At 32.6% G+C, this 25,170-nt stretch carries 41 protein-coding genes; 32 read left to right on the top strand and 9 right to left on the bottom strand.

Annotation, left to right across the window (positions count from 1 at the left end; translation table 11 throughout):
• Nucleotides 1-123 precede the first annotated feature (123 nt).
• Together AST02_RS04330 and AST02_RS04325 are read right to left on the bottom strand one after the other, a co-directional pair.
• Nucleotides 124-438: a hypothetical protein gene (locus AST02_RS04330; protein ID WP_002507777.1), complete on the bottom strand. Its 315-nt coding sequence runs from the start codon at nt 436-438 to the stop codon at nt 124-126.
• 182 nt (nt 439-620) lie between these two features.
• Nucleotides 621-2,066 (bottom strand): amino acid permease, encoded by a 1,446-nt coding sequence (locus AST02_RS04325; RefSeq protein ID WP_069815906.1) that lies wholly within the window; start codon nt 2,064-2,066, stop codon nt 621-623.
• A gap of 223 nt (nt 2,067-2,289) precedes the next feature.
• Here AST02_RS04325 and AST02_RS04320 point away from each other — a divergent pair, with 223 nt between their 5' ends.
• A complete protein-coding gene (locus AST02_RS04320; RefSeq protein WP_069815904.1) occupies nt 2,290-3,777 on the top strand; it encodes a catalase in 1,488 nt (495 codons plus the stop codon).
• A gap of 100 nt (nt 3,778-3,877) precedes the next feature.
• On the opposite strand, the gene AST02_RS04315 is transcribed toward AST02_RS04320, so the two are convergent.
• Both AST02_RS04315 and rpmG read right to left on the bottom strand, forming a co-directional pair.
• Nucleotides 3,878-4,126, bottom strand: coding sequence for a hypothetical protein (locus AST02_RS04315; protein WP_069815902.1), 249 nt, complete (start codon nt 4,124-4,126; stop codon nt 3,878-3,880).
• Nucleotides 4,127-4,704: 578 nt separating this feature from the next.
• Complete coding sequence (rpmG, locus tag AST02_RS04310) at nt 4,705-4,854, bottom strand: 50S ribosomal protein L33 (protein ID WP_002507773.1); 150 nt, start codon at nt 4,852-4,854, stop codon at nt 4,705-4,707.
• Between the two features lie 229 nt (nt 4,855-5,083).
• Here rpmG and rpsN point away from each other — a divergent pair, with 229 nt between their 5' ends.
• The 3 genes from rpsN (at nt 5,084) to AST02_RS04295 (ending at nt 7,554) form a co-directional block, all read left to right on the top strand.
• Complete coding sequence (rpsN, locus tag AST02_RS04305) at nt 5,084-5,353, top strand: 30S ribosomal protein S14 (protein ID WP_069815900.1); 270 nt, start codon at nt 5,084-5,086, stop codon at nt 5,351-5,353.
• A gap of 189 nt (nt 5,354-5,542) precedes the next feature.
• Nucleotides 5,543-6,520 carry a GMP reductase gene (gene guaC, locus AST02_RS04300; protein ID WP_069815898.1) on the top strand — a complete coding sequence of 326 codons (978 nt, stop codon included), beginning with the start codon at nt 5,543-5,545 and terminating at the stop codon, nt 6,518-6,520.
• Between the two features lie 11 nt (nt 6,521-6,531).
• Complete coding sequence (locus AST02_RS04295; protein ID WP_069815896.1) at nt 6,532-7,554, top strand: CAP-associated domain-containing protein; 1,023 nt, start codon at nt 6,532-6,534, stop codon at nt 7,552-7,554.
• A gap of 200 nt (nt 7,555-7,754) precedes the next feature.
• On the opposite strand, the gene lexA is transcribed toward AST02_RS04295, so the two are convergent.
• On the bottom strand, nt 7,755-8,378 hold the full coding sequence (gene lexA, locus AST02_RS04290) for a transcriptional repressor LexA (RefSeq protein ID WP_069815894.1): 624 nt from the start codon (nt 8,376-8,378) through the stop codon (nt 7,755-7,757).
• 141 nt (nt 8,379-8,519) lie between these two features.
• Here lexA and sosA point away from each other — a divergent pair, with 141 nt between their 5' ends.
• The 4 genes from sosA to AST02_RS04270 all read left to right on the top strand — a co-directional run bounded on the left by sosA (nt 8,520) and on the right by AST02_RS04270 (nt 11,650).
• Nucleotides 8,520-8,753 (top strand): DNA damage-induced cell division inhibitor SosA, encoded by a 234-nt coding sequence (sosA, locus tag AST02_RS04285; protein WP_069815893.1) that lies wholly within the window; start codon nt 8,520-8,522, stop codon nt 8,751-8,753.
• A 131-nt stretch (nt 8,754-8,884) separates the two neighbouring features.
• Entirely contained in the window at nt 8,885-9,133 is a 249-nt protein-coding gene (locus tag AST02_RS04280; RefSeq protein WP_069815891.1) for a DUF896 domain-containing protein, read from the top strand.
• A gap of 77 nt (nt 9,134-9,210) precedes the next feature.
• Entirely contained in the window at nt 9,211-11,199 is a 1,989-nt protein-coding gene (gene tkt, locus AST02_RS04275; RefSeq protein ID WP_069815888.1) for a transketolase, read from the top strand.
• A gap of 211 nt (nt 11,200-11,410) precedes the next feature.
• Nucleotides 11,411-11,650 carry a YneF family protein gene (locus tag AST02_RS04270; RefSeq protein ID WP_002507765.1) on the top strand — a complete coding sequence of 80 codons (240 nt, stop codon included), beginning with the start codon at nt 11,411-11,413 and terminating at the stop codon, nt 11,648-11,650.
• An 84-nt stretch (nt 11,651-11,734) separates the two neighbouring features.
• On the opposite strand, the gene AST02_RS04265 is transcribed toward AST02_RS04270, so the two are convergent.
• Genes AST02_RS04265 through AST02_RS04250 form a run of 4 tightly spaced genes read right to left on the bottom strand, consistent with a single transcriptional unit; the run spans nt 11,735 to nt 14,073 of the window.
• Nucleotides 11,735-12,820 (bottom strand): tyrosine-type recombinase/integrase, encoded by a 1,086-nt coding sequence (locus AST02_RS04265; protein WP_069815886.1) that lies wholly within the window; start codon nt 12,818-12,820, stop codon nt 11,735-11,737.
• Nucleotides 12,807-13,271 (bottom strand): ImmA/IrrE family metallo-endopeptidase, encoded by a 465-nt coding sequence (locus AST02_RS04260; protein ID WP_069815884.1) that lies wholly within the window; start codon nt 13,269-13,271, stop codon nt 12,807-12,809. Before AST02_RS04260 ends, AST02_RS04265 begins: the two co-directional genes overlap by 14 nt.
• Nucleotides 13,272-13,323: 52 nt before the next feature.
• A complete protein-coding gene (locus tag AST02_RS04255; protein WP_069815882.1) occupies nt 13,324-13,680 on the bottom strand; it encodes a helix-turn-helix domain-containing protein in 357 nt (118 codons plus the stop codon).
• 3 nt (nt 13,681-13,683) lie between these two features.
• Entirely contained in the window at nt 13,684-14,073 is a 390-nt protein-coding gene (locus AST02_RS04250; protein ID WP_176723013.1) for a helix-turn-helix domain-containing protein, read from the bottom strand.
• A 186-nt stretch (nt 14,074-14,259) separates the two neighbouring features.
• Between AST02_RS04250 and AST02_RS04245 the strand changes: the two genes are divergently transcribed.
• The 24 genes from AST02_RS04245 to AST02_RS04130 all read left to right on the top strand — a co-directional run bounded on the left by AST02_RS04245 (nt 14,260) and on the right by AST02_RS04130 (nt 25,169).
• On the top strand, nt 14,260-14,478 hold the full coding sequence (locus AST02_RS04245; RefSeq protein WP_065337914.1) for a hypothetical protein: 219 nt from the start codon (nt 14,260-14,262) through the stop codon (nt 14,476-14,478).
• Nucleotides 14,475-14,705, top strand: a complete 231-nt coding sequence (locus AST02_RS04240) for a helix-turn-helix transcriptional regulator (protein WP_069815880.1) — start codon at nt 14,475-14,477, stop codon at nt 14,703-14,705. The genes AST02_RS04245 and AST02_RS04240 overlap by 4 nt, the downstream gene beginning before the upstream one ends.
• A 224-nt stretch (nt 14,706-14,929) precedes the next feature.
• Nucleotides 14,930-15,070 carry a hypothetical protein gene (locus AST02_RS14310; RefSeq protein WP_176723012.1) on the top strand — a complete coding sequence of 47 codons (141 nt, stop codon included), beginning with the start codon at nt 14,930-14,932 and terminating at the stop codon, nt 15,068-15,070.
• An 18-nt stretch (nt 15,071-15,088) separates the two neighbouring features.
• Nucleotides 15,089-15,355: a hypothetical protein gene (locus AST02_RS04230; RefSeq protein ID WP_069815876.1), complete on the top strand. Its 267-nt coding sequence runs from the start codon at nt 15,089-15,091 to the stop codon at nt 15,353-15,355.
• Nucleotides 15,356-15,462: 107 nt separating this feature from the next.
• The gene (locus tag AST02_RS04225; protein WP_081333347.1) at nt 15,463-16,434 is read left to right on the top strand and encodes a YqaJ viral recombinase family nuclease; all 972 of its coding nucleotides are present in this window, start codon (nt 15,463-15,465) and stop codon (nt 16,432-16,434) included.
• Nucleotides 16,435-16,563: 129 nt separating this feature from the next.
• Nucleotides 16,564-16,899, top strand: coding sequence for a hypothetical protein (locus AST02_RS04220; RefSeq protein ID WP_069815874.1), 336 nt, complete (start codon nt 16,564-16,566; stop codon nt 16,897-16,899).
• 18 nt (nt 16,900-16,917) lie between these two features.
• Complete coding sequence (locus AST02_RS04215) at nt 16,918-17,733, top strand: recombinase RecT (RefSeq protein ID WP_065337918.1); 816 nt, start codon at nt 16,918-16,920, stop codon at nt 17,731-17,733.
• A 3-nt stretch (nt 17,734-17,736) separates the two neighbouring features.
• A complete protein-coding gene (locus AST02_RS04210; protein ID WP_069815872.1) occupies nt 17,737-17,988 on the top strand; it encodes a hypothetical protein in 252 nt (83 codons plus the stop codon).
• An 89-nt stretch (nt 17,989-18,077) separates the two neighbouring features.
• Nucleotides 18,078-18,323 carry a helix-turn-helix domain-containing protein gene (locus AST02_RS04205; RefSeq protein ID WP_002507753.1) on the top strand — a complete coding sequence of 82 codons (246 nt, stop codon included), beginning with the start codon at nt 18,078-18,080 and terminating at the stop codon, nt 18,321-18,323.
• Between the two features lie 90 nt (nt 18,324-18,413).
• Nucleotides 18,414-19,271, top strand: a complete 858-nt coding sequence (locus AST02_RS04200) for a DnaD domain-containing protein (protein WP_141714582.1) — start codon at nt 18,414-18,416, stop codon at nt 19,269-19,271.
• Between the two features lie 11 nt (nt 19,272-19,282).
• A complete protein-coding gene (gene zapE, locus AST02_RS04195) occupies nt 19,283-20,068 on the top strand; it encodes an AFG1/ZapE family ATPase (RefSeq protein ID WP_069815868.1) in 786 nt (261 codons plus the stop codon).
• Entirely contained in the window at nt 20,062-20,304 is a 243-nt protein-coding gene (locus tag AST02_RS04190; protein ID WP_002507750.1) for a hypothetical protein, read from the top strand. Before zapE ends, AST02_RS04190 begins: the two co-directional genes overlap by 7 nt.
• A gap of 80 nt (nt 20,305-20,384) precedes the next feature.
• Complete coding sequence (locus AST02_RS04185; RefSeq protein WP_069815867.1) at nt 20,385-21,125, top strand: ORF6C domain-containing protein; 741 nt, start codon at nt 20,385-20,387, stop codon at nt 21,123-21,125.
• An 11-nt stretch (nt 21,126-21,136) separates the two neighbouring features.
• On the top strand, nt 21,137-21,526 hold the full coding sequence (locus AST02_RS04180; protein WP_069815866.1) for a hypothetical protein: 390 nt from the start codon (nt 21,137-21,139) through the stop codon (nt 21,524-21,526).
• The gene (ssb, locus tag AST02_RS04175; protein ID WP_002507747.1) at nt 21,519-22,022 is read left to right on the top strand and encodes a single-stranded DNA-binding protein; all 504 of its coding nucleotides are present in this window, start codon (nt 21,519-21,521) and stop codon (nt 22,020-22,022) included. The genes AST02_RS04180 and ssb overlap by 8 nt, the downstream gene beginning before the upstream one ends.
• Nucleotides 22,023-22,068: 46 nt before the next feature.
• Nucleotides 22,069-22,560 (top strand): hypothetical protein, encoded by a 492-nt coding sequence (locus tag AST02_RS04170; protein WP_002507746.1) that lies wholly within the window; start codon nt 22,069-22,071, stop codon nt 22,558-22,560.
• An 11-nt stretch (nt 22,561-22,571) separates the two neighbouring features.
• The gene (locus AST02_RS04165; protein WP_069815864.1) at nt 22,572-22,964 is read left to right on the top strand and encodes a hypothetical protein; all 393 of its coding nucleotides are present in this window, start codon (nt 22,572-22,574) and stop codon (nt 22,962-22,964) included.
• A 2-nt stretch (nt 22,965-22,966) separates the two neighbouring features.
• The gene (locus AST02_RS04160) at nt 22,967-23,185 is read left to right on the top strand and encodes a hypothetical protein (protein WP_002507744.1); all 219 of its coding nucleotides are present in this window, start codon (nt 22,967-22,969) and stop codon (nt 23,183-23,185) included.
• A gap of 39 nt (nt 23,186-23,224) precedes the next feature.
• Nucleotides 23,225-23,431: a hypothetical protein gene (locus AST02_RS04155; RefSeq protein WP_002507743.1), complete on the top strand. Its 207-nt coding sequence runs from the start codon at nt 23,225-23,227 to the stop codon at nt 23,429-23,431.
• A 4-nt stretch (nt 23,432-23,435) separates the two neighbouring features.
• The gene (locus AST02_RS04150; protein WP_002507742.1) at nt 23,436-23,687 is read left to right on the top strand and encodes a hypothetical protein; all 252 of its coding nucleotides are present in this window, start codon (nt 23,436-23,438) and stop codon (nt 23,685-23,687) included.
• Nucleotides 23,688-23,699: 12 nt separating this feature from the next.
• Nucleotides 23,700-23,927: a hypothetical protein gene (locus AST02_RS04145; protein ID WP_069815862.1), complete on the top strand. Its 228-nt coding sequence runs from the start codon at nt 23,700-23,702 to the stop codon at nt 23,925-23,927.
• Between the two features lie 16 nt (nt 23,928-23,943).
• Entirely contained in the window at nt 23,944-24,201 is a 258-nt protein-coding gene (locus AST02_RS04140; RefSeq protein WP_069815860.1) for a hypothetical protein, read from the top strand.
• Complete coding sequence (locus AST02_RS04135) at nt 24,202-24,414, top strand: hypothetical protein (protein WP_069815858.1); 213 nt, start codon at nt 24,202-24,204, stop codon at nt 24,412-24,414.
• Between the two features lie 203 nt (nt 24,415-24,617).
• Nucleotides 24,618-25,169: a dUTP diphosphatase gene (locus AST02_RS04130; RefSeq protein ID WP_069816479.1), complete on the top strand. Its 552-nt coding sequence runs from the start codon at nt 24,618-24,620 to the stop codon at nt 25,167-25,169.
• Nucleotide 25,170: the final 1 nt, after the last annotated feature.

The raw sequence follows: 25,170 nt of genomic DNA, 5'->3' as shown, positions 1-25,170 counted from the left end.
TTGGATTTAAGTTTAGTTTATATTTGTTCAATTTAAAAAATCACCAATTTCTTGGCATATCAAGCCATTGAATTGGTGATTTGTTTTATGAATAGAGCAATCGTCTTAAGTTCGTTTACGTATTTATTTTGCTGTATGTGTCCATTCATTTTTACCGCGATGTCGTTTAACATGCGCGTATACCTGATCAGCTGCATAATCTAAATTTGTGTAGACTGTAATAGAAAATGCGGATTGATTCTCTTCAAAATCTTCTTCGAGAAATAAATCTTTAAGATGGTTAAAAAGACTTTCCATTTGTGAATGATCTAAACTACTATACTCCCTTAATGTGCGTTTAATTAAGCGGTTATGTCTATCTTCAAGTGATTGCACAACAATAACGAAGCGTTCCTCAGTTTCTAAAATATCGTCAAATAAATTCGTTTGTCCAATCATAATTTCCACCTCTAAGTTACGTTTATTATTATAATCCATTATACTATATTTCTCTTCAACTGAAAATATCATCGCCTTATAGATTTGAATATGTGTTGAATTCAATAAACACGATTTATTATAAAAGAAAAAGCATTGACCCAAGAAACAAATAATTGCTTCATTGCATCAATGCTAAGACATTAACTGTAATCGTGACTCTTTAAATCCAACTCTTCAAGTTTAACAATTTTAGTTTTTTTGAAATACTTATGACTAAAGTAAACAATAGCTAAAATCACCATAGGGAAAATATTTCGGAATAATGCTCCGAAATCACCAGCCATTACAGCACCAAATGAATTTCCAACAAATAAGAATAGTAAAGCAAGAATTACAATGATAGGTCCTAATGGGTAAAATGGTGCTTTATAAGGAAGTACATCATCAGGATTTTTATTTTGTTTTTTAATTGCTGACCGTAATCTTATTTGTGCTAAAATACTGGATCCCCAAATTACAATGACTAAAGAACCAATGATATTAAGTAATGTGAAAATAATATCAGATTTGAATTGGGCGATAATAATTATAGCTAATACAATGATAAAAGTAACAAAAAGTGCAGCCATTGGTAATTTTGTAGTTTTATTTAATTTACCTAAGAATCTTGGCGCTTGCTTATCTTCTGCCATTGAGAATAGCATACGACTCGTAGTATAGATACCTGAGTTCGCTGCAGATAATAATGCAGTTAAAATTACAGCGTTAATTACAGATGCTGCAAATGCAATACCTACACGGTCAAATACAATTGTAAATGGACTTTGCGCTACTGATTCACTTTTGTTCAATAACATTGGATCAGTATAAGGAATAATTGCTGATATGACAGCTATTGATAATACATAGAATAATAAAATTCTCCAAAATACTTGTTTAATTGCTTTAGGCATTGAACGATGCGGATTGGAGGATTCTCCAGCCGTTACAGCAACAACCTCAGTACCACCAACTGAGAAACCTGCGACCAATAATACGCCTAAGAAGCCTGAAATTCCACCAACAAACGGTGCTTCTCCGCTTGTGAAATTGCTTAAACCATATGTTTTACCACCTAAGATACCAACAATAGTTAATACACCAATCACAATAAATACAACAATTGTGATAACTTTTATAAGTGATAACCAAAATTCTGTTTCACCAAAAGCTTTAACTGAAAAAATGTTCAGTAAAAAGAGTAAACATAAAAAGATAATACTCCACGTCATTGGTGAGAAGAATTGAAATACATCCCAATAATAAAGTACGCTTGCAGATATAATGATATCAACACTCGTTACGAGTAACCATATTGCCCAATATAACCAACCCATCGTAAAGCCTAATGAACTATCCACGAAACGGGTAGAGTATGAACTGAATGACCCCGAAACAGGATAAAACGTAGCTAATTCACCGATAGATGACATTAAGAAATATAGCATTACGCCAATAATCAAGTACGCCAATATTGCGCCGCCTGGACCAGCTTGAGATATAACATTCCCAGTTGCTACAAATAAACCAGTACCAATGGCGCCGCCTATTGCTATCATTGAAATATGTCGAGAGTTAAGACCACGATTCATATTATTTTGTGCCATAAAAAATCTCCTATAATCTATTGAATTTTATATATACAGTCCATTTTAATGCTTTTAAGTGATACAAGCAATGCCTTTTATGACTTAAAATTCATAAAATATTTAAATATTTAGAAAACTTTCACATATTTCAATGATACTTTGTTGCTTTTAAAATCATATTACATTAAAATAAGTGCTAGATAATAATTATTATTATTTAGAAAATCGAGGGGGAATTTTTATGAGTAATGATAAAAAATTGACAAGCCTTTTTGGTGCGCCAGTCTCGGACAGAGAAAATAGTATGACGGCAGGACCTAGAGGACCACTATTAATGCAAGATTGGTACTTTTTAGAGCAAATGGCTCATTTTGATAGAGAAGTTATTCCAGAACGACGCATGCATGCGAAGGGTTCTGGAGCATTTGGTACATTCACAGTAACAAATGATATTACAAAATATACTTCTGCAAGTATTTTTTCAGAAGTTGGGAAACAAACAGAAATGTTTGCACGTTTTTCAACGGTAGCTGGAGAACGTGGGGCAGCAGACGCTGAACGTGATATCCGTGGGTTTGCTTTGAAATTTTATACGGATGAAGGTAACTGGGATTTAGTAGGTAATAACACACCAGTATTCTTCTTTAGAGATCCTAAATTATTCGCGAGTCTTAACCACGCAGTAAAACGTGATCCACGAACTAATATGCGTAGTTCGCAAAACAATTGGGACTTTTGGACTTCGTTACCAGAAGCATTACATCAAGTAACAATCTTGATGTCAGATAGAGGGATTCCAAAAGGTTTTAGAAATATGCATGGCTTTGGTTCTCATACTTATTCAATGTACAATGACAAAGGTGAACGTGTATGGGTGAAATTCCATCACAGAACTCAACAAGGCATTGAAAACTTACAACCTGAGGAAGCAGCAAGCGTTATTGCTAACGATAGAGAATCATCACAACGTGATTTATTCGAAGCAATCGAAAATAAAGATTATCCAAAATGGAAATTATATATTCAAGTGATGACTGAAGAGCAAGCAAGAAATCATAAAGATAATCCATTCGATTTAACTAAAGTTTGGTATAAAGGTGATTATCCGCTAATTGAAGTTGGTGAATGGGAACTTAACCGTAACCCTGATAACTACTTCCAAGATGTTGAACAAGCTGCATTTGCGCCAACAAACATTGTTCCAGGATTAGATTTTTCACCGGATAAAATGTTACAAGGCCGCTTATTCTCATATGGTGATACACAACGTTACAGACTGGGTGCTAACCATTGGCAAATTCCAGTAAACCAACCTAAAGGTGTAGGTGTTGAAAATATTTGTCCATTCAGTAGAGATGGTCAAATGAGAATTTTAGATAATAATCAAGGCGGTGGCACACACTATTATCCAAATAGTGATGGTTCTTTTGAAGATCAACCACAATTTAAAAAACCTGGATTACCAATTGAAGGCGAAGCATATGAATATGATTATAGACAAGATGATGACAATTACTTCGAACAACCAGGTCGCTTGTTTAGATTACAATCTAAAGAGCAACAAGAGCGTATATTTGTAAATACTGGAAATGAAATGCAAGGTACTACATTAGAAGTTCAACACCGTCATATCCGTCACTGTTACAAAGCTGATAGTGAATATGGTAAAGGCGTGGCGAATGCATTAGGTATTGATATCAATGATGTAGATTTAGAAGTAGCAGACTAAGTTAATATGATGGGTATTAACTTTTTAAGATTTTTAAAACCTTAAAGCAGAATTTATAATTAAAGGTAGCTTCCAATATAATGGAGGCTACCTTTTTATGTTATCTCGTTTTAATTCCTAAAAAGTTTTGTGAATAAAAATGGAGTTTACCGCAATTATTGCACATTAGTGCAATTAACGGCGTTGCATCATTTCCTAATGAAGCTGTTAATAAGGGCGCGAAATAATGCCCATTTAAAATTTCGATTTTGGGATGTTCACAATTACAAATACTTTTGTCTTTTGTTTTTGTCGTTATTGAATTAATGATATGACTTTTCTGCTCGTCTGACATGTGGCGATTTTCCATAAAATTCTCCTCCAATAATAGATACTTATACTATTATAAGATGTTTTACGGTTGATTAGAAGACTGCGTAAAAATTTAAAAGTGACAATTAAGTTGTAAAATGTTAATTAACACTTATTAATGACCTATAAGATTTGAAAGCTATGGAATGCATGGCAAAAGGGTTTATTTATGTGTGATGATCTAATGAAATTTAAGATTTCAAATAAAAATAAACGCAGCCCTATTATGAAAAGACTATAGATAATGAAATAAACAAAAAAGATATTCTCAATAAAAATGATTATAAAAAAATAGAGCCTGGGACATAGCACATGTCCTCAGGCTCATTTTTATATTGGCAGTGGCTGACTGAATTGAAAATGCGCTTATATCAAGCTTTTTTCAGTTCTAGTCAGCTGTGCCGGGGTGGGACGACGAAATTTTATTAGAAAAATTAGATTTCTGTCCCACTCCCTATCTCCGTTCTTAGGCGTCTCCATTACGGAAACACCTTTATTTCTGGAACTTAACAAATCATTTAAGTTCTGTATTACTTTTAAATATGTCGTATTCAAAAGATAAGGTCTAACATCATATTATTTTGTTTCGCGATGTAACGTATATTTGTTTAATCTTGGGCAGAATTTTTTAAGTTCTATACGCTCAGGATTATTACGTTTATTTTTAGTAGTAATATAGTTACGCTCGCCAGACTCAGTACAAGCCAATGTAATATTTACGCGCAAAGTTGACACCTCTTTCTTAACAGGAATGATTACGCTTTAAAATTCTATCATATAAATTATTCAATTTCAATTACTTTTCTAAAAATATATGCATTAAAGAAGATACGAATTATCTCATTCAAACAAATTGTAATAAAGATTTGAATTTAGAACTTTCTATTTGATTAATTAAATAGATGTGTTATGATTTAAAACGAAATGATTACGATTTATAAGGAGAGACACATTAATGGCAAAAAAATCAAAAATAGCAAAAGAACAAAAAAGAGAACGGTTAGTCGCTCAGTATTATGAATTACGTCAAGAATTGAAAGCTAAAGGAGATTATGAAGCTTTAAGAAAATTACCACGAGATGCCTCACCAACAAGATTAACACGTCGTTGTAAAGTTACTGGAAGACCTAGAGGTGTTTATAGAAAATTTGCAATGTCTAGAATTGCTTTTCGTGAATATGCACATAAAGGACAAATTCCAGGTGTTAAAAAATCAAGTTGGTAAATACGACCCAAGTTCGTTTACATTTATAGTAAAACAATGTATATTATCAATTGGTTAAGATAAATTAAAAAGTTATTGTTCGGAATCTGATGTAAAAACATGTATTTTCCTTATATATATTTAAAATCATCATGAAAATCTTACCATTATATTATTGTTTTATTAAAAATGTTAGGGGTTTGTTAAATTATGAAAATTTTTGATTATGAAGATATCCAGCTGATACCAAATAAATGTATTGTTGATAGTCGCTCTGAATGTGATACAACTGTTAAATTTGGTTCAAGAAACTTTAAATTGCCGGTAGTACCAGCAAATATGCAAACAGTGATGAATGAAGAATTAGCAGAATGGTTTGCAGAAAATAATTATTTTTATATTATGCACAGATTTGACGAAGAGGCTCGTATTCCATTTACTAAAAGGATGCAAGATAAAGGTTTGTTCGCATCTATTTCTGTAGGAGTGAAAGAACGTGAATTCGGTTTTGTTGAAAAATTAGCAGCAGAAAAAATAATCCCTGACTATATTACAATTGATATTGCACATGGTCATTCAGATTCAGTCATTAATATGATTAAACATATAAAAACACATATTCCAGAGACATTTGTAATAGCTGGTAATGTGGGCACACCTGAAGGCGTTCGTGAACTTGAAAACGCCGGTGCAGATGCTACGAAAGTAGGTATAGGCCCTGGTCGCGTTTGTATTACTAAAATTAAAACTGGTTTTGGAACTGGTGGCTGGCAGTTATCAGCACTCAACCATTGTAGTAAAGCAGCACGAAAACCAATCATCGCTGATGGTGGTATCAGAACACATGGTGATATCGCTAAATCAATTCGCTTTGGTGCATCAATGGTAATGGTGGGCTCATTATTTGCAGCTCATGAAGAATCTCCTGGCGAAACTGTTGAATTAGATGGTAAAATGTATAAAGAATACTTTGGTAGTGCTTCTGAATTCCAAAAAGGCGAACACAAAAATGTTGAAGGTAAAAAAATGTTTGTTGAACACAAAGGTTCTTTATTGAATACTTTAATAGAAATGCAACAAGATTTACAAAGTTCAATTTCGTATTCAGGTGGCAAAGATTTGAATGCATTAAGAAAAGTGGATTATGTAATTGTTAGAAACTCTATTTTTAATGGTGATAGAGACTAGTTTTATAGTGGGTGTATAAAATCAGAAAAATTTTATTATATATAGTTGTTTTGTTAATCATAGTATTAGTCGTTCCAATCAAAGAAACAACTCCTATGACATCGTTACAACAACAGTTTAAATCAAAAGTAGATGGTTGGACATCTGAACAATCTACTTCTGATGATGCGTTGAAAGTGCCGAGTGAACAAGAATTTGCTGTGAATAATATTCAAATGAACATGACTAAAGATGAAGTTGACAAAAAGTTAGGAGACGCACAACGTGTGTCTTCTAATGAGTACGGTACAAATTGGCATACTTACTATTCTGGTGATTATAGATCATTTGTGATGGTGAGTTACATTGATGATAAAGTAAATGCACTTTATAGTAATCAGAATGTGATTTCATCAAAATCAAAAATTAAATATGGAACACCCAAAGAAGTCGTTAGAGATAGATTAGGTGAACCTATTACTGAAAAAGAAAAAGGTCATGTAAAATTTGATGTGCAAGATGACGAATTCGACAATTTCCATGATGATCAGATTTATACAACAGCTTTTTACGACAAACATGAGAACAATAACTTAACTGCACTTTTACAAGTTAGTGAAAAAATGGAAAACCGCTTACAACAACAATACGCTGCACCATCAGAAGGGTTAGCGCAAAGTTTTGAATTACAAAACTTTGATTTAGTTAACGCTGAGAGAGTCCAACGTGATTTAGCCTCGTTAAATTATTCGGCTAGTATTTCTGATACTGCTAGAAAACATAGTGTAGATATGGCAGAGCATGATTATTTTGATCATGATAATTTATCAGGTGATTCACCGTTCGACAGATTAGAAGCTGACGGTCATGATTTTAATGCAGCAGGTGAAAATCTAGCTTATGGTCAAACAAGTAGCATTTATGCACACCAAGGTTTAATGAATTCATTAGGACATAGAAAGAACATACTAAAAAAAGAATTCAAAACATTAGGTGTAGGTGTCGACTTTAATGAAGATAGACAACCTTATTGGACTGAAAATTACAGTGGATAGTGTTTATTGATTGTTATAAGAGGGTATCTTATAATTTGTGAGGATGAATAAGTTATGACAACAAATAAAAAAGATAAAACAGAGGATATACTTGAAAAAGTAAAAGAAGTCTTAGATAAAAAAGACAAAAAATAAGAGGTTGAGCTCATTGCTCAATCTCTTGTTTTTGTGAGAGTGTTTTTAAAGGATTCAATTTATAATTACATTTCTCTAAATAGGCCTACAACTTTACCTAATACAGTTACATGATCTAAATAGATAGGTTCCATTGTACTATTCTCAGGTTGTAAGCGATAACGTGTCTTTTCTTTATAGAACCGTTTAACAGTAGCTTCATTTTCTTCAGTCATAGCAACAATAATATCTCCATTTTCAGCGATTGTTTGGCTTCTAACGATTACTTTATCACCATCTAAGATACCTGCTTCAATCATACTGTCTCCAACGACATTGAGAATGAAAATGTCACTATTATGAGTTGAAGTGAAGTGTTCGGGTAACGGGAAATATTCCTCAACATTTTCTACGGCAGTAATCGGTATACCAGCTGTTACTTTACCGATTACAGGAACATGAATAGTTTCTTCCATATTTAAAGTATCGCCTAATTGTTCTGATACAATTTCAATTGCACGAGGTTTTGTAGGATCTCTTCTTATATAACTCTTTTCTTCTAATCTTGATAAATGACCGTGCACTGTAGAACTTGATGCTAATCCTACGGCTTCACCAATCTCTCTTACGCTTGGCGGATATCCTTTTGAATGAACTGTTTGTTTTATATATTCGAAAATTTCACTTTGTCGCTTTGTTAACTCTCTCATAGTAGGCACTCCCTAGATTAATTTGTTTTTATTATAGCATGCATATATATATATTACAAACGTTTGTTCGTTTCTTGTTGACTCGGAACAAGTGTTCTGGTAAGGTGTAAATACAAACAAACGTTCTAGGAGTGGCTATTAATGTTGAAAATATATAAACACCAAATAAAAGCGTATGTAACAGTGTTACTTGTTACGATGCTATTAAGCGCATTATTTATTTTAAGTGCACATAACAATGCAGAATCAGAACAGACGTACGAAATGACCGATCATCAAATAACGCATGAACCAGCACAAAGCGAACAATATAATGTGAAAATCGAAGAGAATAGCGAACACGAACAACAACCGGTTATAGCAGCTGTTAAATAATTTTTTAAAATAGAAGTGATTTGGGAAAGCAAGCATGTTAATAGTAAATAGGGATAAAGTGAGCGAAACGATTTAGTTTCGCTCACTTTTTTGTTATATTTTCCCTAGATTATAAATTACGGAGGTTAACTATGGCTAACAAGGGTAGCGTAGATTTAGAACGTATTAATGAATTAGCAAAGAAGAAAAAAGAACAGGGACTTACTCAAATTGAAGCCAAAGAGCAATCTAAGTTGCGCAAAGCTTATTTAGACGAATTTAGAGGCAAGTTCAAGCAACAAATTGAAAGTACTAGAATTATTGATTCAGAAGGAAATGATGTTACACCTAATAAAGTGAAAAAAATATTAGATTCTAAAGACAAAGAAGATAAAAACTAAATCAATTTTTTGTTAAATAGAAGAAAAATAATGTATAATGGTATTGAATCTTGCTAGAAGAAAGGAAGTCATGTTAGATGAATATAGAAAAAGATCAATTAGCGATAGATACGATTAGAGCGTTAAGTATCGATGCTATTGAAAAAGCAAACTCAGGTCACCCTGGATTACCAATGGGCGCAGCTCCTATGGCCTATACTTTATGGACGCGTCATTTAAACTTTAACCCCCAATCAAAAGATTTCTTTGATAGAGATCGCTTTGTATTATCTGCGGGACACGGGTCTGCGTTATTATACAGTTTATTACATGTTTCAGGTAGTTTAGAATTAGAAGAGCTAAAACAATTTAGACAATGGGATTCTAAAACACCAGGTCATCCTGAATTTAGACATACGGATGGCATTGAAGTAACAACAGGTCCACTTGGACAAGGTTTCGCTATGTCAGTTGGTATGGCAATGGCAGAAAAACACTTAGCTGGTAAATTTAATAAAGATGACGCACAAGTTGTAGATCATTATACTTATGTACTTGCTTCTGATGGTGACTTAATGGAAGGTGTTTCACATGAAGCTGCTTCATTAGCAGGTCATAGTCAATTAGATAAACTAATTGTTTTATATGATTCAAATGATATTTCTTTAGATGGTGATTTAGATAAAGCATTTTCTGAAGATGTTAAAGGTCGTTTCGAAGCATACGGTTGGAAACATATTTTAATTGAAGACGGTAATGATATCGAAGCAATTGATAAAGCAATTGAAGAAGCGAAGTCTAATGATGTACCTACAATAATTGAAGTTAAAACAATTATTGGTTATGGTGCACCAAACAAACAAGCTTCTCATGGTGTGCACGGTGCGCCATTAGGTGAAGACGAAAGAAAATTAGCTTTCGAAAATTATGGTTTAGATCCTGAAAAACGTTTCAATGTGCCTGAAGAAGTATATGAAATTTTCCAACAAACTATGCTAAAACGTGCTAACGAAAACGAAGAAGCATGGAATAAACTTGTTGAAGAATATAGCAGTAAGTACTCAGATTTAGCTGAAGAATTTAAACTAGCTATTAGTGGTAAATTACCAGTAAATTATAAAGATGAGTTACCAAACTTCGAAGCTGGCCATAGTGGTGCTTCTCGTGCTGATTCTGGTGAAGTAATACAAGCATTAAGTAAAACAGTACCTTCATTCTTTGGTGGGTCAGCGGACTTAGCTGGTTCTAACAAATCAAACGTAAAAGATGCGGCTGATTTTGACAAAGATACACCAGAAGGCAAAAATATTTGGTTTGGTGTGCGTGAATTCGCAATGGGAGCTGCAGTAAATGGTATGGCTGCACATGGTGGATTACATCCATACGGTGCAACATTCTTCGTATTCAGTGACTACCTAAAACCAGCACTTCGTTTATCATCAATTATGGGCTTAAATTCAACATTCATCTTTACGCATGATTCAATTGCTGTTGGTGAGGATGGTCCAACACATGAACCAATCGAACAATTAGCTGGTTTACGTGCGATTCCTAATATGAATGTGATTCGTCCTGCAGACGGTAACGAAACACGTGTGGCTTGGGAAGTAGCTCTAGAATCAGAAAGTACACCAACATCATTAGTATTAACGCGTCAAAACCTTACAACAATGGACTTACCAAAAGAAACAGTTGAAGAGGGTGTACGTAAAGGTGCTTATGTAGTGTTTGAATCTGACAAAGAAGCAGAATTCTTATTATTAGCAACAGGATCTGAAGTTAATCTTGCTGTAGATGCAGCAAAAGATTTAGAAGCACAAGGTAAAGGCGTTCGTGTTGTATCAATGCCTAACTGGAATGCATTCGATCAACAATCTGCTGAGTATAAAGAATCAGTATTACCATCATCAATTACAAAACGTGTAGCTATTGAAATGGCTTCACCACTTGGTTGGCATAAATATGTCGGCACACAAGGCAAAGTCATCGCAATTGATGGATTTGGTGCAAGTGCGCCTGGCGATTTAGTAATTGAAAAATATGGTTTCACTAAAGAAAACGTATTGAATCAAATACAAACATTCTAATTAATATAATTAATTATTTAAATTGTTGGTATGAGAGCGAAAGTTCTCATACCAATTTTTATTATTAGATATAAAGCATAGCTTATATTTACAAATTGATTTTGTAATTGATATAATACATAAGGTTGAAAAAAATATATTAATTGAGTTGCTCTTGAAAAGGAGCACCAATTTTAGTAAAATTCATTAGGATAGGAAAGTGGGTGAAACAATGGCAACTTGGTTAGCAATTTTATTAATCGTGTTAGCACTAATTCTAGGACTAGTCGGTGGATTTTTCCTTGCAAGAAAATATATGATGGATTATCTTAAAAAGAACCCACCAATTAACGAAGAGATGCTACGTATGATGATGATGCAAATGGGTCAAAAACCATCTCAAAAGAAAATAAATCAAATGATGACAATGATGAACAAGAACCAACAGGACCAATTGAAAAAGTCCAAATAAACCATAATGACGGGGTTTACAACACTTTTAAAAGTGTTAGTAAATCCCGTCATTTTTGCTATTGGCAACAAATTGGCAACAAAATTACAAACTATCATTATATGCGTTAGTCAATATAGATTGTAATTCCTTTTCAGTGTTCGGATATAAGTGTCCGTATGTGTTCGCAGTAGTCGTAATATCTGAATGTCCTAGATGTTTAGATACTGTGTATAGTTGTACATTGTTATTAATCAATAATGTTGCATGTGAATGGCGCAAATTGTGTACCTTTATTGGTTTTACATTTGCTTTATCAATACCAATCTTAAATTGTTTGTTAACATTTGAAAGTGCCATTGGTTTTGCTATCGTTCTAACTGTAAAAATAAAATCATCTTCATTAACGTATTTAAACTTATCAATCTGAAATTGTTCCAATTCCCTTAATTGTTCAATTACGTGGCTAGGAATCGTTATAGTACGTTCTGACGGTGTAGTTTTAACGGTAGTGATTGTTGTATCATTCCACGAGTTGTTTATTTCTATTTCTTCATTTTCAAAATCAACATCGCAATATCGCAAGGCTAATATTTCGCCTTTACGAGCGCCGGACCAAAACAAGACCATAAACAAAGTTTTATATACTACATTGTCTATTACATTTATAAAGTGGTTAAATTCATCAATAGTCCAATATTCTTGCTTACGTCGTTCTTCATGTTTTGGAAGTGATACGACTTTTACTACATTACGAGATAAATTGTAGAAGTTAACAGCAAAGTTAAATATAGCCGATAAGTTGCGTCGTATATTACCGAGCATTGAATTACTGTACTTATCAAAAATGGATTGGTAAAAATCATCAATATGTTTTGGCTTGATATTTTTAATTGGTGTGTTTTTGAAGTGCGGAATTAAAATGTGGTTTATTAAATTGTTTTGATTATATATTGTCGTTTCTTTTTTACGTCCTTTTGAGTAACGCATAAACCTTTCGGCTATTTCACGAAAGGTATATTGTTCTTCAATTTCGGTATCATATGTTTCTAAAAAACGTTGTTGGGCAAGCAGGGCATCTTTCTTTTTAGCAAAACCTCTTTTTTTCTTGTGTATTTTTTCGCCATGTACATTTTCGACACGTACAGAATAAAACCATTTAAGGGTGTTAGGGTCTTTATGAACAGTCATTTGGTATTCTCGTTTCACTACTACAATAATAATTACACAAGTTAATTAAACGTTGTCTGGCTATATTGTGTGGAACATCAAAATATCTCATAATTTCATTTTCTGTAAAAAGTTCGTGTCTTTCTATTTCCGGTTGTGGCATTCTAAATAAAAGGCTAAATTTGTTTGCTTCATTTTCTTGTTTATAATTAAACAAGTCGTGCATATTGCGTTGGTCTGTTTCATGTAACATATAATGACCTAATTCGTGCGTAAAATCTTCCCACATTTTACGTGCGCTATCAGTCTTAATATATAATACCTTGTAACCTTTTACGTTCATATTACAGCTCATAAAATCGTTATATACAACGATTATGTCTAAATAATCAGATACGCTTTCAATAGTTAATTCAACTTCATTAGTAATAAGTTCGTTCGTTAAATCATTCACAGTGTCATCAATTAGCATAGATAATCCCCTTTAAATAAAGTTGTCATTTTTATTTTTTAAAGAAAAATAATCATTTATCATTATTTTTTCTTTCAATACTTCTCGATATTAAATAATCGGCTTGGTCCTCTAAAGATTGTATAATCCTTGTTTTTTCTTCACTTGATAAATCATCAAAAGCCTCTTTATCTTTAAACATAATGGCTTGATAATTTCTTTTGTCTACTTCAACATCTCCCAATATATCGTTAGTTGTACAATCAAGCGCATGTGCTAAATTTAAAAGTTGCTTATTGTTAGGCGAACTATAACCACGTTCTAAATTTGAAATAACTTGTTTTGTTTGTCCCGTTTTATCAGCTAAATCTTGTTGCGTCATACCTTTTTGTTTCCTTAAAAATTTTATGTTTTTACTATAATCTTCCATTTTCTAATCTCCTTTGTTTTTTTGATATTTAGCAATCATAAAATCGGCTTGTTCATGTAATGCAGTTAAAATTTTTTCTCTGTCCTCTGGTGCTAAACTATCAAAAGCCTCTTTATCTCTAAACATTAAATGTTCATCACCATTGTTTGTTCTTGGTTTATCTAAGTAACCGGCTTTAACCATTAAATATTCATAATCTAATCCGTATCCGTCTGCAAACTGCCTTAAAATTTTAGGAATCGGAACAGGTCTTTTGCCTCTTTCTAATTGGGATATGAAAGAATGAGAAATCCCAGTTTTAATAGACGCTTTTTGCAAAGAATACCCTTTATCTTTACGAGTTTTCAATAATAATTCGCTCAATTCTTCAACTGTTTTTTCATTGTTACTCATTAATAGACCTCCACACATTTTATAATTCACTTCATACGTTATTATATATGAAAAAGTAACGTATTTCGATACAAAATTTAAGAAAGTATAAAAAAACTGTTTACAAAGTATAAAATATATTATACATTATATACACGAAGTTATTGAAGTTAACAAAAAATTATACTTTGTATACAGGAGGTCCCGATGAAAATAAAAGCTAGACGTAAAGCTATAAATATAGCGTTGGCTAACAAAGAAACAAATTTAAAAAAAGTATCAAATGAAATTGGTATGTCGCCTACAAATTTATATAACATTGTGGGAGAAAAACCAACATTAAAAGGTGCTTTAAAGTTGTCGAAGTATTTAGGAGGTCAGTTAGAAGATTACTTTGAGGTCTATATAGGGGAGGAACAGCAATGACAAAGAAAAGATTGAAGGTATCAAATGCGAGAGATAGAGAAGGTTATTCACAACAGCAAACGGCAGACAAATTAAACATTTCGATACAATCATACAATGCAAAAGAAAACGGCAAACGTGATTTTTCATCAATAGAAATGAAAATTCTAGCAACACTTTTCAACAAGACTTTAGATGATTTGTTTTGGGAGGACGGCGAACATGAAAATATTAAAAGAGTTGTTTAATGTAACATTAGTTTTTACAGGAATTGCATTAACTTTACTTTTTAGTCACTTTACATCGTATTTTGTAAACGACGGCGCATGGCTTACATTCCTTTACTTCTTTATCTTTATGGGTATAGCGATTGGAATTAAGCAAATAGGAAAGTATTACGTTCAAAATTTTTTGTAAAATAGTAACGTAATACGTTATCAAATAACACATTTAAAAGTAGGAGAGATTATAAATGAACGATTTAATCAGACAAATTTATGGTTTAGCAGAATTTGACGCAATTCATGACGAGGACGAAAAAGAAAATGTTTTCGGATATTTAGAAGAAAGCGCATATGACGAAATGAGAGAAGAAAGAAATATACGAGGTTAATAATGGGAGGTATAACAATTGGAAACAATAAAAAGGTTTGCAAGAACATTTAAGTGTGGTTATAAGCAAGAAAAAGAAAATGTGGTTTTAAGCATTGCAGATTATGAAATTGTTATTAAACGTAAAACAAAATCAAATTATAAATATTATGAAATGAGTAGTAACACTTTTGACCAAGTCATTTGTGGAAGTAACCAAAATGATATTTTAGAAACTATGGCTTGTTTGTTAAAAAATAACGCTAACTTTAATTTCACTAAAGAAGTTTATTGTTTTTTGAAATAAAAAAACGTCCGGTTGTCAGCCGAACGCCAAAATATAAAAAATGTATCTAAAAAAGAGTATATGCTTATTGAAAAGCATAAGTACATGATAACAAGGAGGATAAGCATTTGTCATTACCTATGAATAAATTGAAGTCAATTAACACTAAAAATATGAGCGATGAAGAATGGAAACAATTAAGAACACACTCAATCGGGGGTTCTGATTGTGGCACAATATTAGGTATGAATAATTACCAAAGTCCGTTCACATTATGGCAAAAGAAATTGTGGGCAGACAATTACGAAGAAGATATAAGCGACAAGATACAAGTTAAATTTGGGCATTACAACGAACAATTTGTAGCGAAACTATTTGAAGAAAAAACAGGGAAGAAATTACGCAAGCATAATAAAATGATGTATCACAAAGATTATGATTTTATTAGTGCAAACGTTGATAGAGTAGTAATTGGCGAAAATGCTTTGCTAGAATGTAAAACAACAAGTGAGTTTCTAAAGGATAAATGGAAAGACGGAAACGTACCGGAAAGTTACATGGCACAATGTTATCACTACATGGCAGTAACAGGCGTGGACGTTGTTTATATAGCCGTATTGTTTGGAAACAGTGAATTTCATTATGAAACAATTGAACGTGACGAAGAAGTCATAAACGATATTATAAATGCCGAAGTTGAGTTTTGGAACGAATATATCGTTAAGGGTCAAAGACCACCGGCAGACGATAGCGAAATTACTTCAAAAGCATTAAATAATTTTTGGAAAGAAACAAAAAATGATGTCGTAAACTTTGACGAAGAAAAAACAGCATTGTTCAAAGGTATTTTAGCAATTAAAGAACAACAAAAGGAATTAGACAAACAATTAAAAGGGCATCAAAACCAACTCAAAGAGTTATTAGGCGAAAACGAGTTTGGCGAAGTATCAGAATACAAAGCAAGTTGGAAGAAACAAAACCGAGAATCATTTGATGCTAAACGCTTTAAAGAAGAAAACCCGGAATTATACGAGCAATATAAGAAATCAAGTACAACACGTACTTTGAATGTTAAAAAACTGAAAGTTAGTAACGGATGAAGATACAAAGTAACGTTATGTTGTAAATACAAAGCGCACATTAAACAAAAATAAGTTTTATGAATAAATCTACTTAAAATAAATAACAGCCCGTATAAACGTTGTACGGGCAAATATGGAGGGCAACAAATGAAAACTAGAAGTGAAGAAAAACAAAAGCTATTTAATAGAGTAGAGGATAAAAAAAGAGAATATAACATACCAACTAATAAAATAGGTGTGATATTAGGTATTACGGGGACATATTATAGAAAATTGCAAAATACAAACTGTAATTATTCAGATAAAATTACAGAAAAATTTATTGAGTTTTTAGAATTAAGTACAGATGAAATTAACAGAAAGCACCAAGATAAAAAACCAAAAACTTATAAAGACGGTTTAGATAAAGGTTTTGAAAAAGGTTATGAACAAGCTAAAAAAGACATAAGAATGAAGTTAAAACAAGAAATTAATAACATATAAAAATGGAGGAATATAAACATGGCTACACAAAATCAATTTAAAAATCAATTAACACAAAAGAAAGACGGCAACAACCAACCGCAACAAAAGGCAGTAGGACCAAAACAACAAATTAGTAACTTGTTAGACCAAATGGCACCCCAAATACAAAAAGCATTACCAAAACACATGAACGCAGACAGAATGGCACGTATAGCAATGACAGCAGTATCAAGTACACCGAAATTATTAGAGTGTGACCCTAAATCACTAATAGGGGCGTTGATGCAAGCATCACAAATAGGATTAGAACCAAATACAAATTTAGGACAAGCATATTTAATTCCATACGGTAAAGAAGTACAATTGCAAGTTTCATATTTAGGCATGATTGAACTAGCAAACCGCAGTAAGCAATATAAGGCAATTTACGCTCATGAAGTGTACCAAGAAGATTACTTTGAATATCAGTATGGATTACAAAAAGATTTAGTGCACAAGCCGGCAGACAATCCACAAAGCGAACCAATTGGATATTATGCAGTTTATCACTTGTTAAATGGTGGCTATGATTTCGCATATTGGAGTAGAGCAAAAGTAGACCAACACGCAAACCAATTTTCTAAAGCCGTACAAAAAGGTTGGCAAAGTCCATGGAAAACAAATTTTAACGCAATGGCTAAAAAGACAGTATTAAAAGATTTATTGAAATTTGCGCCTAAATCAATCGAAATGAACGACGCAGTATCAAGTGATAGTAAAGCACAACAATTAGATGACGACGGAAATATCATTGACGTTACAAACTACTCACAAGTTAATGACGAACCGGAACAACTACAGGAGGGCAAATAATTTATGCGTAGCAACAAAGGTACATTCATTTATAAAGGTTTTAAATTTAACAAAAACATTGAATTAACTGGTAAGGGCGTAGCTTTAATGCTTACGCCGTTATCAGAAAATGAAATTATATACCAAGAAATGATTGAAAGTGAACACGAATTAGAATTTGTAACGGGCGAATCGTTAAGATACTTAGATGATTGGATAGAAACGCATACAACAGAACATGAAAGAGTTTTTGCCAAGTTAATTTATTGGAATTAACTTTTCACAACTAAAAGTAACATAATCCGTTACAAGTAAATCAATTTCTGTTACACTGTATTTATCAGTTAATCACGGGAGGAAAAACAATGATATTAAAAAGAAAAGTTGTTTTGAAAAGTATTGATTTTAGAATTTTGTTGTTACAAAAAGAATTAACATTTACTGAATTAGGTAAACGTTGTGGCATTACACAGAATTATATTTCGATGATAGTAGGACACCGAAGAAGTCCGGCACCAGCAGTAGCACAAAAGATTTGCGATAACTTAGGTGTGGAATTTGATGATATTTTCGAAATTAGGGACGTAACAGCCGGTAGTATGAGTAAGTAAAAACAAGCATGTTAAAAATTAACATCGGTTAACGATGTAGATAAGGAGTAATACAAATTGAGTAAATTATTAATAAACGATTACCCAATAATGGTATTACCAAAGTTAGCGCATTTGATTGGATTAAACGAATCAATAGTTTTACAGCAAATACATTATTGGCAAGAGAAAAGTAATAATAATCACGATGACAGAACGTGGATATATAACAGTTATCCGGATTGGCAAAAGCAATTTCCTTTTTGGTCTTTAACAACAATTAAGAGAACTATTAGAAGTCTTGAAAATCAAAAATTATTATTTGTTAGCAATTACAACAAGGCAAAATTTGATAAAACGAAATGGTATAGCATTGATTATATAAGGCTTGAACGCCTACACGACCGAATGGGTCAAAATGACCCCATCGAAGATAGCAAAATGACCTCACGAATAGGTCAAAATGACCTCACGAATAGGTCAAAACGACCTCATGGAGTAGGTCAAAATGAACCGACCTATACCAGAGACTACCAAGAGACTACAACAAAGACTACTACAACGACTACCAAAGACGACCACGACGACTATATATATAATACAAATAATAGTAATAGTGATACTAGCAATAATAAAAAAGCGTCGTCATCGTTTGATTTTTACCAACAAAATGGTTTTGGAATGTTACAACCATTTATAGCCGACCAAATAGGGGCGTGGTTAGATGACTTCAAAGAAAACGGCGATGAAATAGTTATCGAGGCAATGAAAGTATCACTGATGAATAATAAGACTAATTGGAACTATGCAAACGGAATATTAAAAGCGTGGTATCAAAAAGGTATTAAGAGCGTTGAAGATATTCAAGCGCTAGAAAATCAAAGAACTAAACAAAGTAATGGCACCGACGGACAATTAAGAGGGCAAGCGTTGAAAGATGCAATGCAAGACCCGGATTATTGGGATTAGGAGGTAAACAAATGCAAAAATTAATAAGCCCAAAAATTAAAGAACAACTAAAGCAGTACGAGGCTACAAACGTCACACATGATTTATATTGTGAACGTTGTGGGCATAAATACGATTTACACAAGTTTGAAAGTGGTTATACAGTAAAAGACGGTTGCGAGTGTGAAAGTATCAGACAAGCAAAAGAAACAAACGAAAGACGCAAAAGGGAACATGAGCAACGTAAAGTTGACGCAATGTTTAACCAATCACAGATTAACCCGTCAATCAAACAAGCTACAGTGAATAACTACCAACCACAAACGCAAGAACAGAAAAAAGCGAAAGAGGTAGCCATTGAATACGTTAAAACCTTTTCGTTAGATAATCCTAAATCGTTAATATTGCATGGTTCTGTTGGCACAGGTAAATCACATTTAGCATTTGCAATAACTAAAGCACTAAAAAATCAAGGTTACAAAGTAGCATTTATGCACATACCTAAATTAATGAATCGAATTAAATCAACTTATAAACGTGACGCAACGGAAACAATCGAGGATATTATAAAGCAATTAACCGAATTAGATTTATTGGTTCTTGATGATGTAGGCGTAGACGACAGCGCACACGCAATAAGCAAGCTATCGGATATCGTTGATAATAGAACAGGGTTAAACAACATATTCACAACAAACTATACTAACAAGCAACTAAACGATGATTTGAATTGGCAACGTGTTTATTCACGAATGAAGTTTAATGCTAAACGATTAAATGTATTAGGCGATGATTACAGGGAGGGCGACGCATGGTAACGTTAATTAAAGATATACAAGAGGTTTTAAATTGTAGTGAGATATACGCACAAAAGATTGTAGAGTACGCAGACGGCGACGATGACAAGTTAAATTATCAAATCGACAGACAGTTATACAAACAACGAAATAATCAAGCGATTTTGGAAGTTAAACCACAAGAAGAAAATAGAGGTATCAAATTAAAGCAAAATCATAATCCTTTAGATTATATCCCAAAACATAAATACGCTTGATATTTGGACTGTGAGGTACTTTAAAATAGAAATTAGTAACGGATTACGATATAAAGTAAAAATATAGGAGGTTCAAGACTATGAATGAATTAAAAGTTTTAGAACAGAAAGATATATTAGGTAATGATTTTATGATTTATGGAACAGCAGAAGAACCGTTGTTCTTAGCGAAAGATATAGCAGAATGGATAGACTACAGTAAAACAAGTCAAGGCTATTACAACGTGTCTAAAATGCTTATGACAATTGATGAAGATGAAAAAACGACTATTACAAATAGTAATAGTGGCGGTAGTAAAGCCTTTTTAACAGAACAAGGAGTTTATGAAGTATTAATGCAATCACAAAAAAAGATTGCAAAAGTATTTAAGAAACAAGTTAAAGAGATTTTAAAAGAAATTAGAAAAAACGGAAGTTACCAACCACCAATGACATCTAACGAACAATTGACGTTAACAATGCAAGCACAAATGGAAACGAAAGAACAAGTTGATTACTTGCAAGATGAAGTACAAGACTTAAAAGAAAACCAAAGGCTAGATACAGGCGAATATAATCAAATCAGTATTTCGGTATCTAACAGGGTTAAATACATCAAATCGGCGTATAACTTTTCAAATGCAAACGAGGTTAACAAAGAGTTATACAAGGATATCAACGGTCAAATTAAGCGTATGACAGGTATCGTTACTAGAACGCAATTAAAACAAAAACACTTTAACGATGTGCTGGATATGATTTTAAATTGGTACCCGTCACAATCGACAGTATTTTTAATCAAGCAAGCAATTAATGACGATAACGAACAACAAGCTATGTAGGAGGATAAAAAGTGAATAAATTATTATACGATTTAGAAAGTGATTTAATTTTAGACAAACTAGACGAGAGTATAGACGGTCTGAAATTCTTGTTAGAAAATTGGAAAGTTGAAAATGTGCACGAAACTGAAAAGACAATTTCAAAAACCTTAGATTTAAAAGTTAAAGATTTAAAAAAACAAGAAACTTATTTCAGAATCAACAAACTTTTACTTTATAGTCTATTCGTTAATGACGAAAGATTTAATTCGAATTATAAAAATATTGAACGACTAAATAAAAATGATGTATTAAATTTACTTTCGAAAATTTACCAAGAAACAGACAAAAAAATAGAAATGCTTAAAACATTAATAATGTTTAAAAACTTTATGAAATTGGAGGAATTAAAAAATGATTAATTCGGTAACGTTAAGTGGTCGCTTAGCAAAAGAAGTTAAATATCAAGTAACAACAAGTGGTGTACAGGTAGCAAGGTTTACGCTTGCAGTACAAAGAAGTTTTAAAGACAAAAACGGCGAGTATCAAGCTGATTTTATAAATGTTATAGGTTTTAAAGGTACGGCGCAAATTGCGAATGACCGTTTGAACAAAGGCGATTTATGTAATATTCATGGACGTATGCAAACAAGACAATTCGAAAACAAAGAAGGTCAAATGGTGTATTTAACAGAAGTAGTTACAGACAACATTCAGTTAATCAATACAGGTAGAAATAACCAAGAATCACAACAGCAAAACAACTTTAACAATCAACAACCACAACAACAGCGAGGACAAGCGCAAAATAATTGGCAACAGCAAAACAACCAAGCAGAAGGTAATCAACAACAAGGAAACCCTTTTGCTAATGCTAATGGTCCAATTGATATACAAGATGACGATTTACCGTTCTAAATTAAAAATACAAAATATATAAAATGAAATAAAAGGAGTAAGAACAATGAACATAGACTTAGTAAAGGAATTAACGGAAGAACAAAAAGCACTAATGAAACATAACAGCGTAACAAACAAGATGTTTAACAAACGAATTAATCAAGGTTGGTCACTAGAAGAAACAATATCATTACCAAGAACTTTCAAAATGGCAAACGACGGATTAATTTATAAGCAACTGAATGTTAAAGGTAATTTATACCATCTTTCAAGTGAACAGTATTTGCATTTAGTAGAAATTGGCGTTGATTTAAACCGAATTTATACACGCATTGCGAAAGGGGAGCCTTTTGAAGTTGCGATAAAAAGAAAAGTAAGTGAGAACATAGAAGATTTTGAAGAACGATTGTTTATCGAAGAATATAACGAAAATAAAAAACAGAATGTAACCAAAGCAAAAGAGTTAAGAAATGATACTAAACAAGACAAAGCTCAAAAAGTAAAATTTAGTAAGTATTGGAAAGTCACATATAACCAAATGATGAAACAATTCTAGGAGGTCAACAAATGAGTTTACAAGTTGAAACAATAAGTGGATATACGGACAACATGGCAGACTTTGAAAATTTGTTAAATGATTTTATAAGTAGTCATTCGATAATCTATCCAATCGACTATAAAAGCGTTAGTCCACAAAATGACGCACCACAGATAATAGCGCTAGTCACATATGAAACGAATAACGAGCAATGGCAAGATATTTTTAATCAAGTTAAAGACTATGATTATAACGAATTGTTAACAGCCGTATTAAAATTAAGCAACGTAAATTTTTCAACAGACACGATAGGTAATATAGTCACACGATATACAGACCCAACGGAATCAATTACAAGTGATTTGGCAAAATTACACGATGTACAAATCGAATTTGATAAAGATTTAGACAGGGAGGTATAACATTGAAATTTTACCTTTACGACCATTCAAGAAACAAAGTAGCGACAGTTATAAAAGTAAATGCTATTGATTTCCATTTGAAAGGACACACAGGCACGAATATAAGCTACAAAGATGAAATGTTAACCGAACATCAACTGGAAGAATTCAAACGAAATTTCGACGTTGTAAGCGAATATGAATTAGGACAAATAAGTTTAGATGATTTATTGCAATATTGAGTAACGTAATAAGTTTCTTTGTAACGTTAGGAGGTTTATATGTACTTAAAAACACATGAGCTGATACAAGAACAAGAAGTTTGGTTTGTTAAGAAAGGTCATTCGCAATCACATTTTGGGGTTGTGGACGACCTAATATATAACGACGGCGACTGTACGGCAGTAATTAGAATTGGAAGAATCAAAGTAGAAATTAACGACAACTTTATTATCTTTGATAACAATTTAAAAAGCGTAGAGGGGTAATAAAATGATTGAAAAAGTTTGTAATAAAGATAAAGCATTGGAAGTAGGTATAAACGACGTAGCATATATAGAGTTTTTCAAACGTGAAACAGGAAACATTGATATGTTCTTAGGCAAAGACAGAAACAGCAACACACGAGCAATTGAAGGTTTTTTCATTGGCGATTATGAAATTGAATACAATCGTGAGGTACCAAAAGTAGAAGATTATAAACAAAATGAAATAGAACAATTAGATTTATTTAGTTTTATGTAAGGAGGTTTAGACATGGCATACAAACCAAAACGTGAATACGTGATTTATAAAGGCGATGAAGTAATTTGTGGGGGTACAGCAAAAGAAGTAATAGAAAAGTTGAATATTAAATCAAGTACATTCAGACGTATGGCAAGTGGGTTATCAAAACGAGAAGAAAGCCCACAATTTGAAAAGTTGATTGCCGAAAGCGTAAGTGTTGCTGAATTAGAAAAAGAATTGGGCGTAGTGCTTTATTAATTAGGAGGTTCACGAAATGGAAAATGAAACAAAATTAACACAACAAGTTAAAGAATTAAAAGCGAATTTATCAAGTTTAGAAAATGATTATAATACTTTGCTGAATGAATATAAAAAGATGAAGGAAGAACGAGATACATTAATCGACGATTTGCCAGTTGTAAGAGCATCAAACGTAAGATTACAACGTGAGAACGGTCAATTGCGAAACGAGAAAAACGAATTAACTAGAAAACACAATATACAATCGAATATGAATGTGGAGGGCGAGTAAATGTATTCTTTATTAGAACTTGAAAAAGTATACCAAAATCTTAAAGAGGGGTTGAATAAATACCACGATTTCAAATTTGATACTTTAATCATAGTTGCAACAATAACAGTGGCAACTAATCATATTTGCAAAGCTATAAATAATACCGGAAATAAAAATGTTTCTTCAAGAAAGTATATTGATAGATTAGATAACGATAATATTATGGGTTAAATGAGGAGGACGAATAAATGAAAGATGAAACAATTTTTAACGTAGATAGTAATAATTTAATGAATAACGAAGATTTAGAGGTAGAAGGAGGCGCACCACGTCCAATTGGTTTCGTGTATGTTGAAAATGAATACATTGAAGAGGTAGAGAAGAAAGCAAAAGCATTTGATGAAATAAACAAAAATGAATGTGAGGGCGAACCAATGAACAATACATTAGAAATCAAATTATTAAGTGATAAGGCAACAATGCCAGAAAGACACCATGATACAGACGCCGGTTACGATATATACGCATCAGAAACAAAGATATTAGAACCACAAGACAAAACAAAGATTAAAACAGACGTAGCCGTTAACATTCCTAAAGGCTATGTAGGATTACTTACAAGTCGCAGTGGGGTAAGCAGTGATTCAAACCTTGTAATAGAAACAGGTAAGATTGACGCCGGTTTTCAAGGTCATATGAAGATTAATATTAAGAACGATGAACAGCGTTTGGATTGGCATACAATACAAAACAACGAGGAGTTAGACCGAGGCAAAGAACCGTTGTTATACGATATAAAGGGTCGAAAAATAGACAATGGTAACCCGTTCGAAATAGTTAATGGCAAAAAGTACCAAATCAATAAAGGCGACAAGTTAGCTCAATTGGTTATCGTTCCGATATGGACGCCGGAATTACAGAAAGTAGATGAATTTAGCAATGAAACAGCAAGAGGGCAAAACGGTTTCGGGTCAACAGGAATCTAAA

The sequence above is a fragment of the Staphylococcus equorum genome (genome assembly GCF_001747895.1).
GTDB lineage: Bacteria > Bacillota > Bacilli > Staphylococcales > Staphylococcaceae > Staphylococcus > Staphylococcus equorum_A.
The sequence above is the reverse complement of the archived record's forward strand: the minus strand, read 5'-3'. Positions and strand labels throughout refer to the sequence as shown.

Bases quoted from the DNA above. Each gene is read 5' to 3' on its own strand.
- AST02_RS04260 (WP_069815884.1), bottom strand. From the start codon at position 13,271: ATGCTAATTGATGACACTGTGAATGATTTAACGAACGAACTTATTACT.
- tkt (WP_069815888.1), top strand. From the start codon at position 9,211: ATGAATATAGAAAAAGATCAATTAGCGATAGATACGATTAGAGCGTTA.
- AST02_RS04140 (WP_069815860.1), top strand. From the start codon at position 23,944: ATGGAAAATGAAACAAAATTAACACAACAAGTTAAAGAATTAAAAGCG.
- rpsN (WP_069815900.1), top strand. From the start codon at position 5,084: ATGGCAAAAAAATCAAAAATAGCAAAAGAACAAAAAAGAGAACGGTTA.
- AST02_RS04320 (WP_069815904.1), top strand. From the start codon at position 2,290: ATGAGTAATGATAAAAAATTGACAAGCCTTTTTGGTGCGCCAGTCTCG.
- AST02_RS04250 (WP_176723013.1), bottom strand. From the start codon at position 14,073: ATGAGTAACAATGAAAAAACAGTTGAAGAATTGAGCGAATTATTATTG.
- AST02_RS04200 (WP_141714582.1), top strand. From the start codon at position 18,414: ATGGTATTACCAAAGTTAGCGCATTTGATTGGATTAAACGAATCAATA.
- AST02_RS04255 (WP_069815882.1), bottom strand. From the start codon at position 13,680: ATGGAAGATTATAGTAAAAACATAAAATTTTTAAGGAAACAAAAAGGT.
- lexA (WP_069815894.1), bottom strand. From the start codon at position 8,378: ATGAGAGAGTTAACAAAGCGACAAAGTGAAATTTTCGAATATATAAAA.
- AST02_RS04245 (WP_065337914.1), top strand. From the start codon at position 14,260: ATGAAAATAAAAGCTAGACGTAAAGCTATAAATATAGCGTTGGCTAAC.
- AST02_RS04210 (WP_069815872.1), top strand. From the start codon at position 17,737: ATGCGTAGCAACAAAGGTACATTCATTTATAAAGGTTTTAAATTTAAC.
- AST02_RS04145 (WP_069815862.1), top strand. From the start codon at position 23,700: ATGGCATACAAACCAAAACGTGAATACGTGATTTATAAAGGCGATGAA.
- AST02_RS04135 (WP_069815858.1), top strand. From the start codon at position 24,202: ATGTATTCTTTATTAGAACTTGAAAAAGTATACCAAAATCTTAAAGAG.
- sosA (WP_069815893.1), top strand. From the start codon at position 8,520: ATGTTGAAAATATATAAACACCAAATAAAAGCGTATGTAACAGTGTTA.
- guaC (WP_069815898.1), top strand. From the start codon at position 5,543: ATGAAAATTTTTGATTATGAAGATATCCAGCTGATACCAAATAAATGT.
- AST02_RS04265 (WP_069815886.1), bottom strand. From the start codon at position 12,820: ATGACTGTTCATAAAGACCCTAACACCCTTAAATGGTTTTATTCTGTA.
- AST02_RS04220 (WP_069815874.1), top strand. From the start codon at position 16,564: ATGAAAACTAGAAGTGAAGAAAAACAAAAGCTATTTAATAGAGTAGAG.
- AST02_RS04280 (WP_069815891.1), top strand. From the start codon at position 8,885: ATGGCTAACAAGGGTAGCGTAGATTTAGAACGTATTAATGAATTAGCA.
- AST02_RS04155 (WP_002507743.1), top strand. From the start codon at position 23,225: ATGTACTTAAAAACACATGAGCTGATACAAGAACAAGAAGTTTGGTTT.
- AST02_RS04330 (WP_002507777.1), bottom strand. From the start codon at position 438: ATGATTGGACAAACGAATTTATTTGACGATATTTTAGAAACTGAGGAA.
- zapE (WP_069815868.1), top strand. From the start codon at position 19,283: ATGCAAAAATTAATAAGCCCAAAAATTAAAGAACAACTAAAGCAGTAC.
- AST02_RS14310 (WP_176723012.1), top strand. From the start codon at position 14,930: ATGAACGATTTAATCAGACAAATTTATGGTTTAGCAGAATTTGACGCA.
- AST02_RS04185 (WP_069815867.1), top strand. From the start codon at position 20,385: ATGAATGAATTAAAAGTTTTAGAACAGAAAGATATATTAGGTAATGAT.
- ssb (WP_002507747.1), top strand. From the start codon at position 21,519: ATGATTAATTCGGTAACGTTAAGTGGTCGCTTAGCAAAAGAAGTTAAA.
- AST02_RS04240 (WP_069815880.1), top strand. From the start codon at position 14,475: ATGACAAAGAAAAGATTGAAGGTATCAAATGCGAGAGATAGAGAAGGT.
- AST02_RS04205 (WP_002507753.1), top strand. From the start codon at position 18,078: ATGATATTAAAAAGAAAAGTTGTTTTGAAAAGTATTGATTTTAGAATT.
- AST02_RS04325 (WP_069815906.1), bottom strand. From the start codon at position 2,066: ATGGCACAAAATAATATGAATCGTGGTCTTAACTCTCGACATATTTCA.
- AST02_RS04165 (WP_069815864.1), top strand. From the start codon at position 22,572: ATGAGTTTACAAGTTGAAACAATAAGTGGATATACGGACAACATGGCA.
- AST02_RS04150 (WP_002507742.1), top strand. From the start codon at position 23,436: ATGATTGAAAAAGTTTGTAATAAAGATAAAGCATTGGAAGTAGGTATA.
- AST02_RS04190 (WP_002507750.1), top strand. From the start codon at position 20,062: ATGGTAACGTTAATTAAAGATATACAAGAGGTTTTAAATTGTAGTGAG.
- AST02_RS04170 (WP_002507746.1), top strand. From the start codon at position 22,069: ATGAACATAGACTTAGTAAAGGAATTAACGGAAGAACAAAAAGCACTA.
- AST02_RS04215 (WP_065337918.1), top strand. From the start codon at position 16,918: ATGGCTACACAAAATCAATTTAAAAATCAATTAACACAAAAGAAAGAC.
- AST02_RS04315 (WP_069815902.1), bottom strand. From the start codon at position 4,126: ATGGAAAATCGCCACATGTCAGACGAGCAGAAAAGTCATATCATTAAT.
- AST02_RS04130 (WP_069816479.1), top strand. From the start codon at position 24,618: ATGAACAATACATTAGAAATCAAATTATTAAGTGATAAGGCAACAATG.
- AST02_RS04270 (WP_002507765.1), top strand. From the start codon at position 11,411: ATGGCAACTTGGTTAGCAATTTTATTAATCGTGTTAGCACTAATTCTA.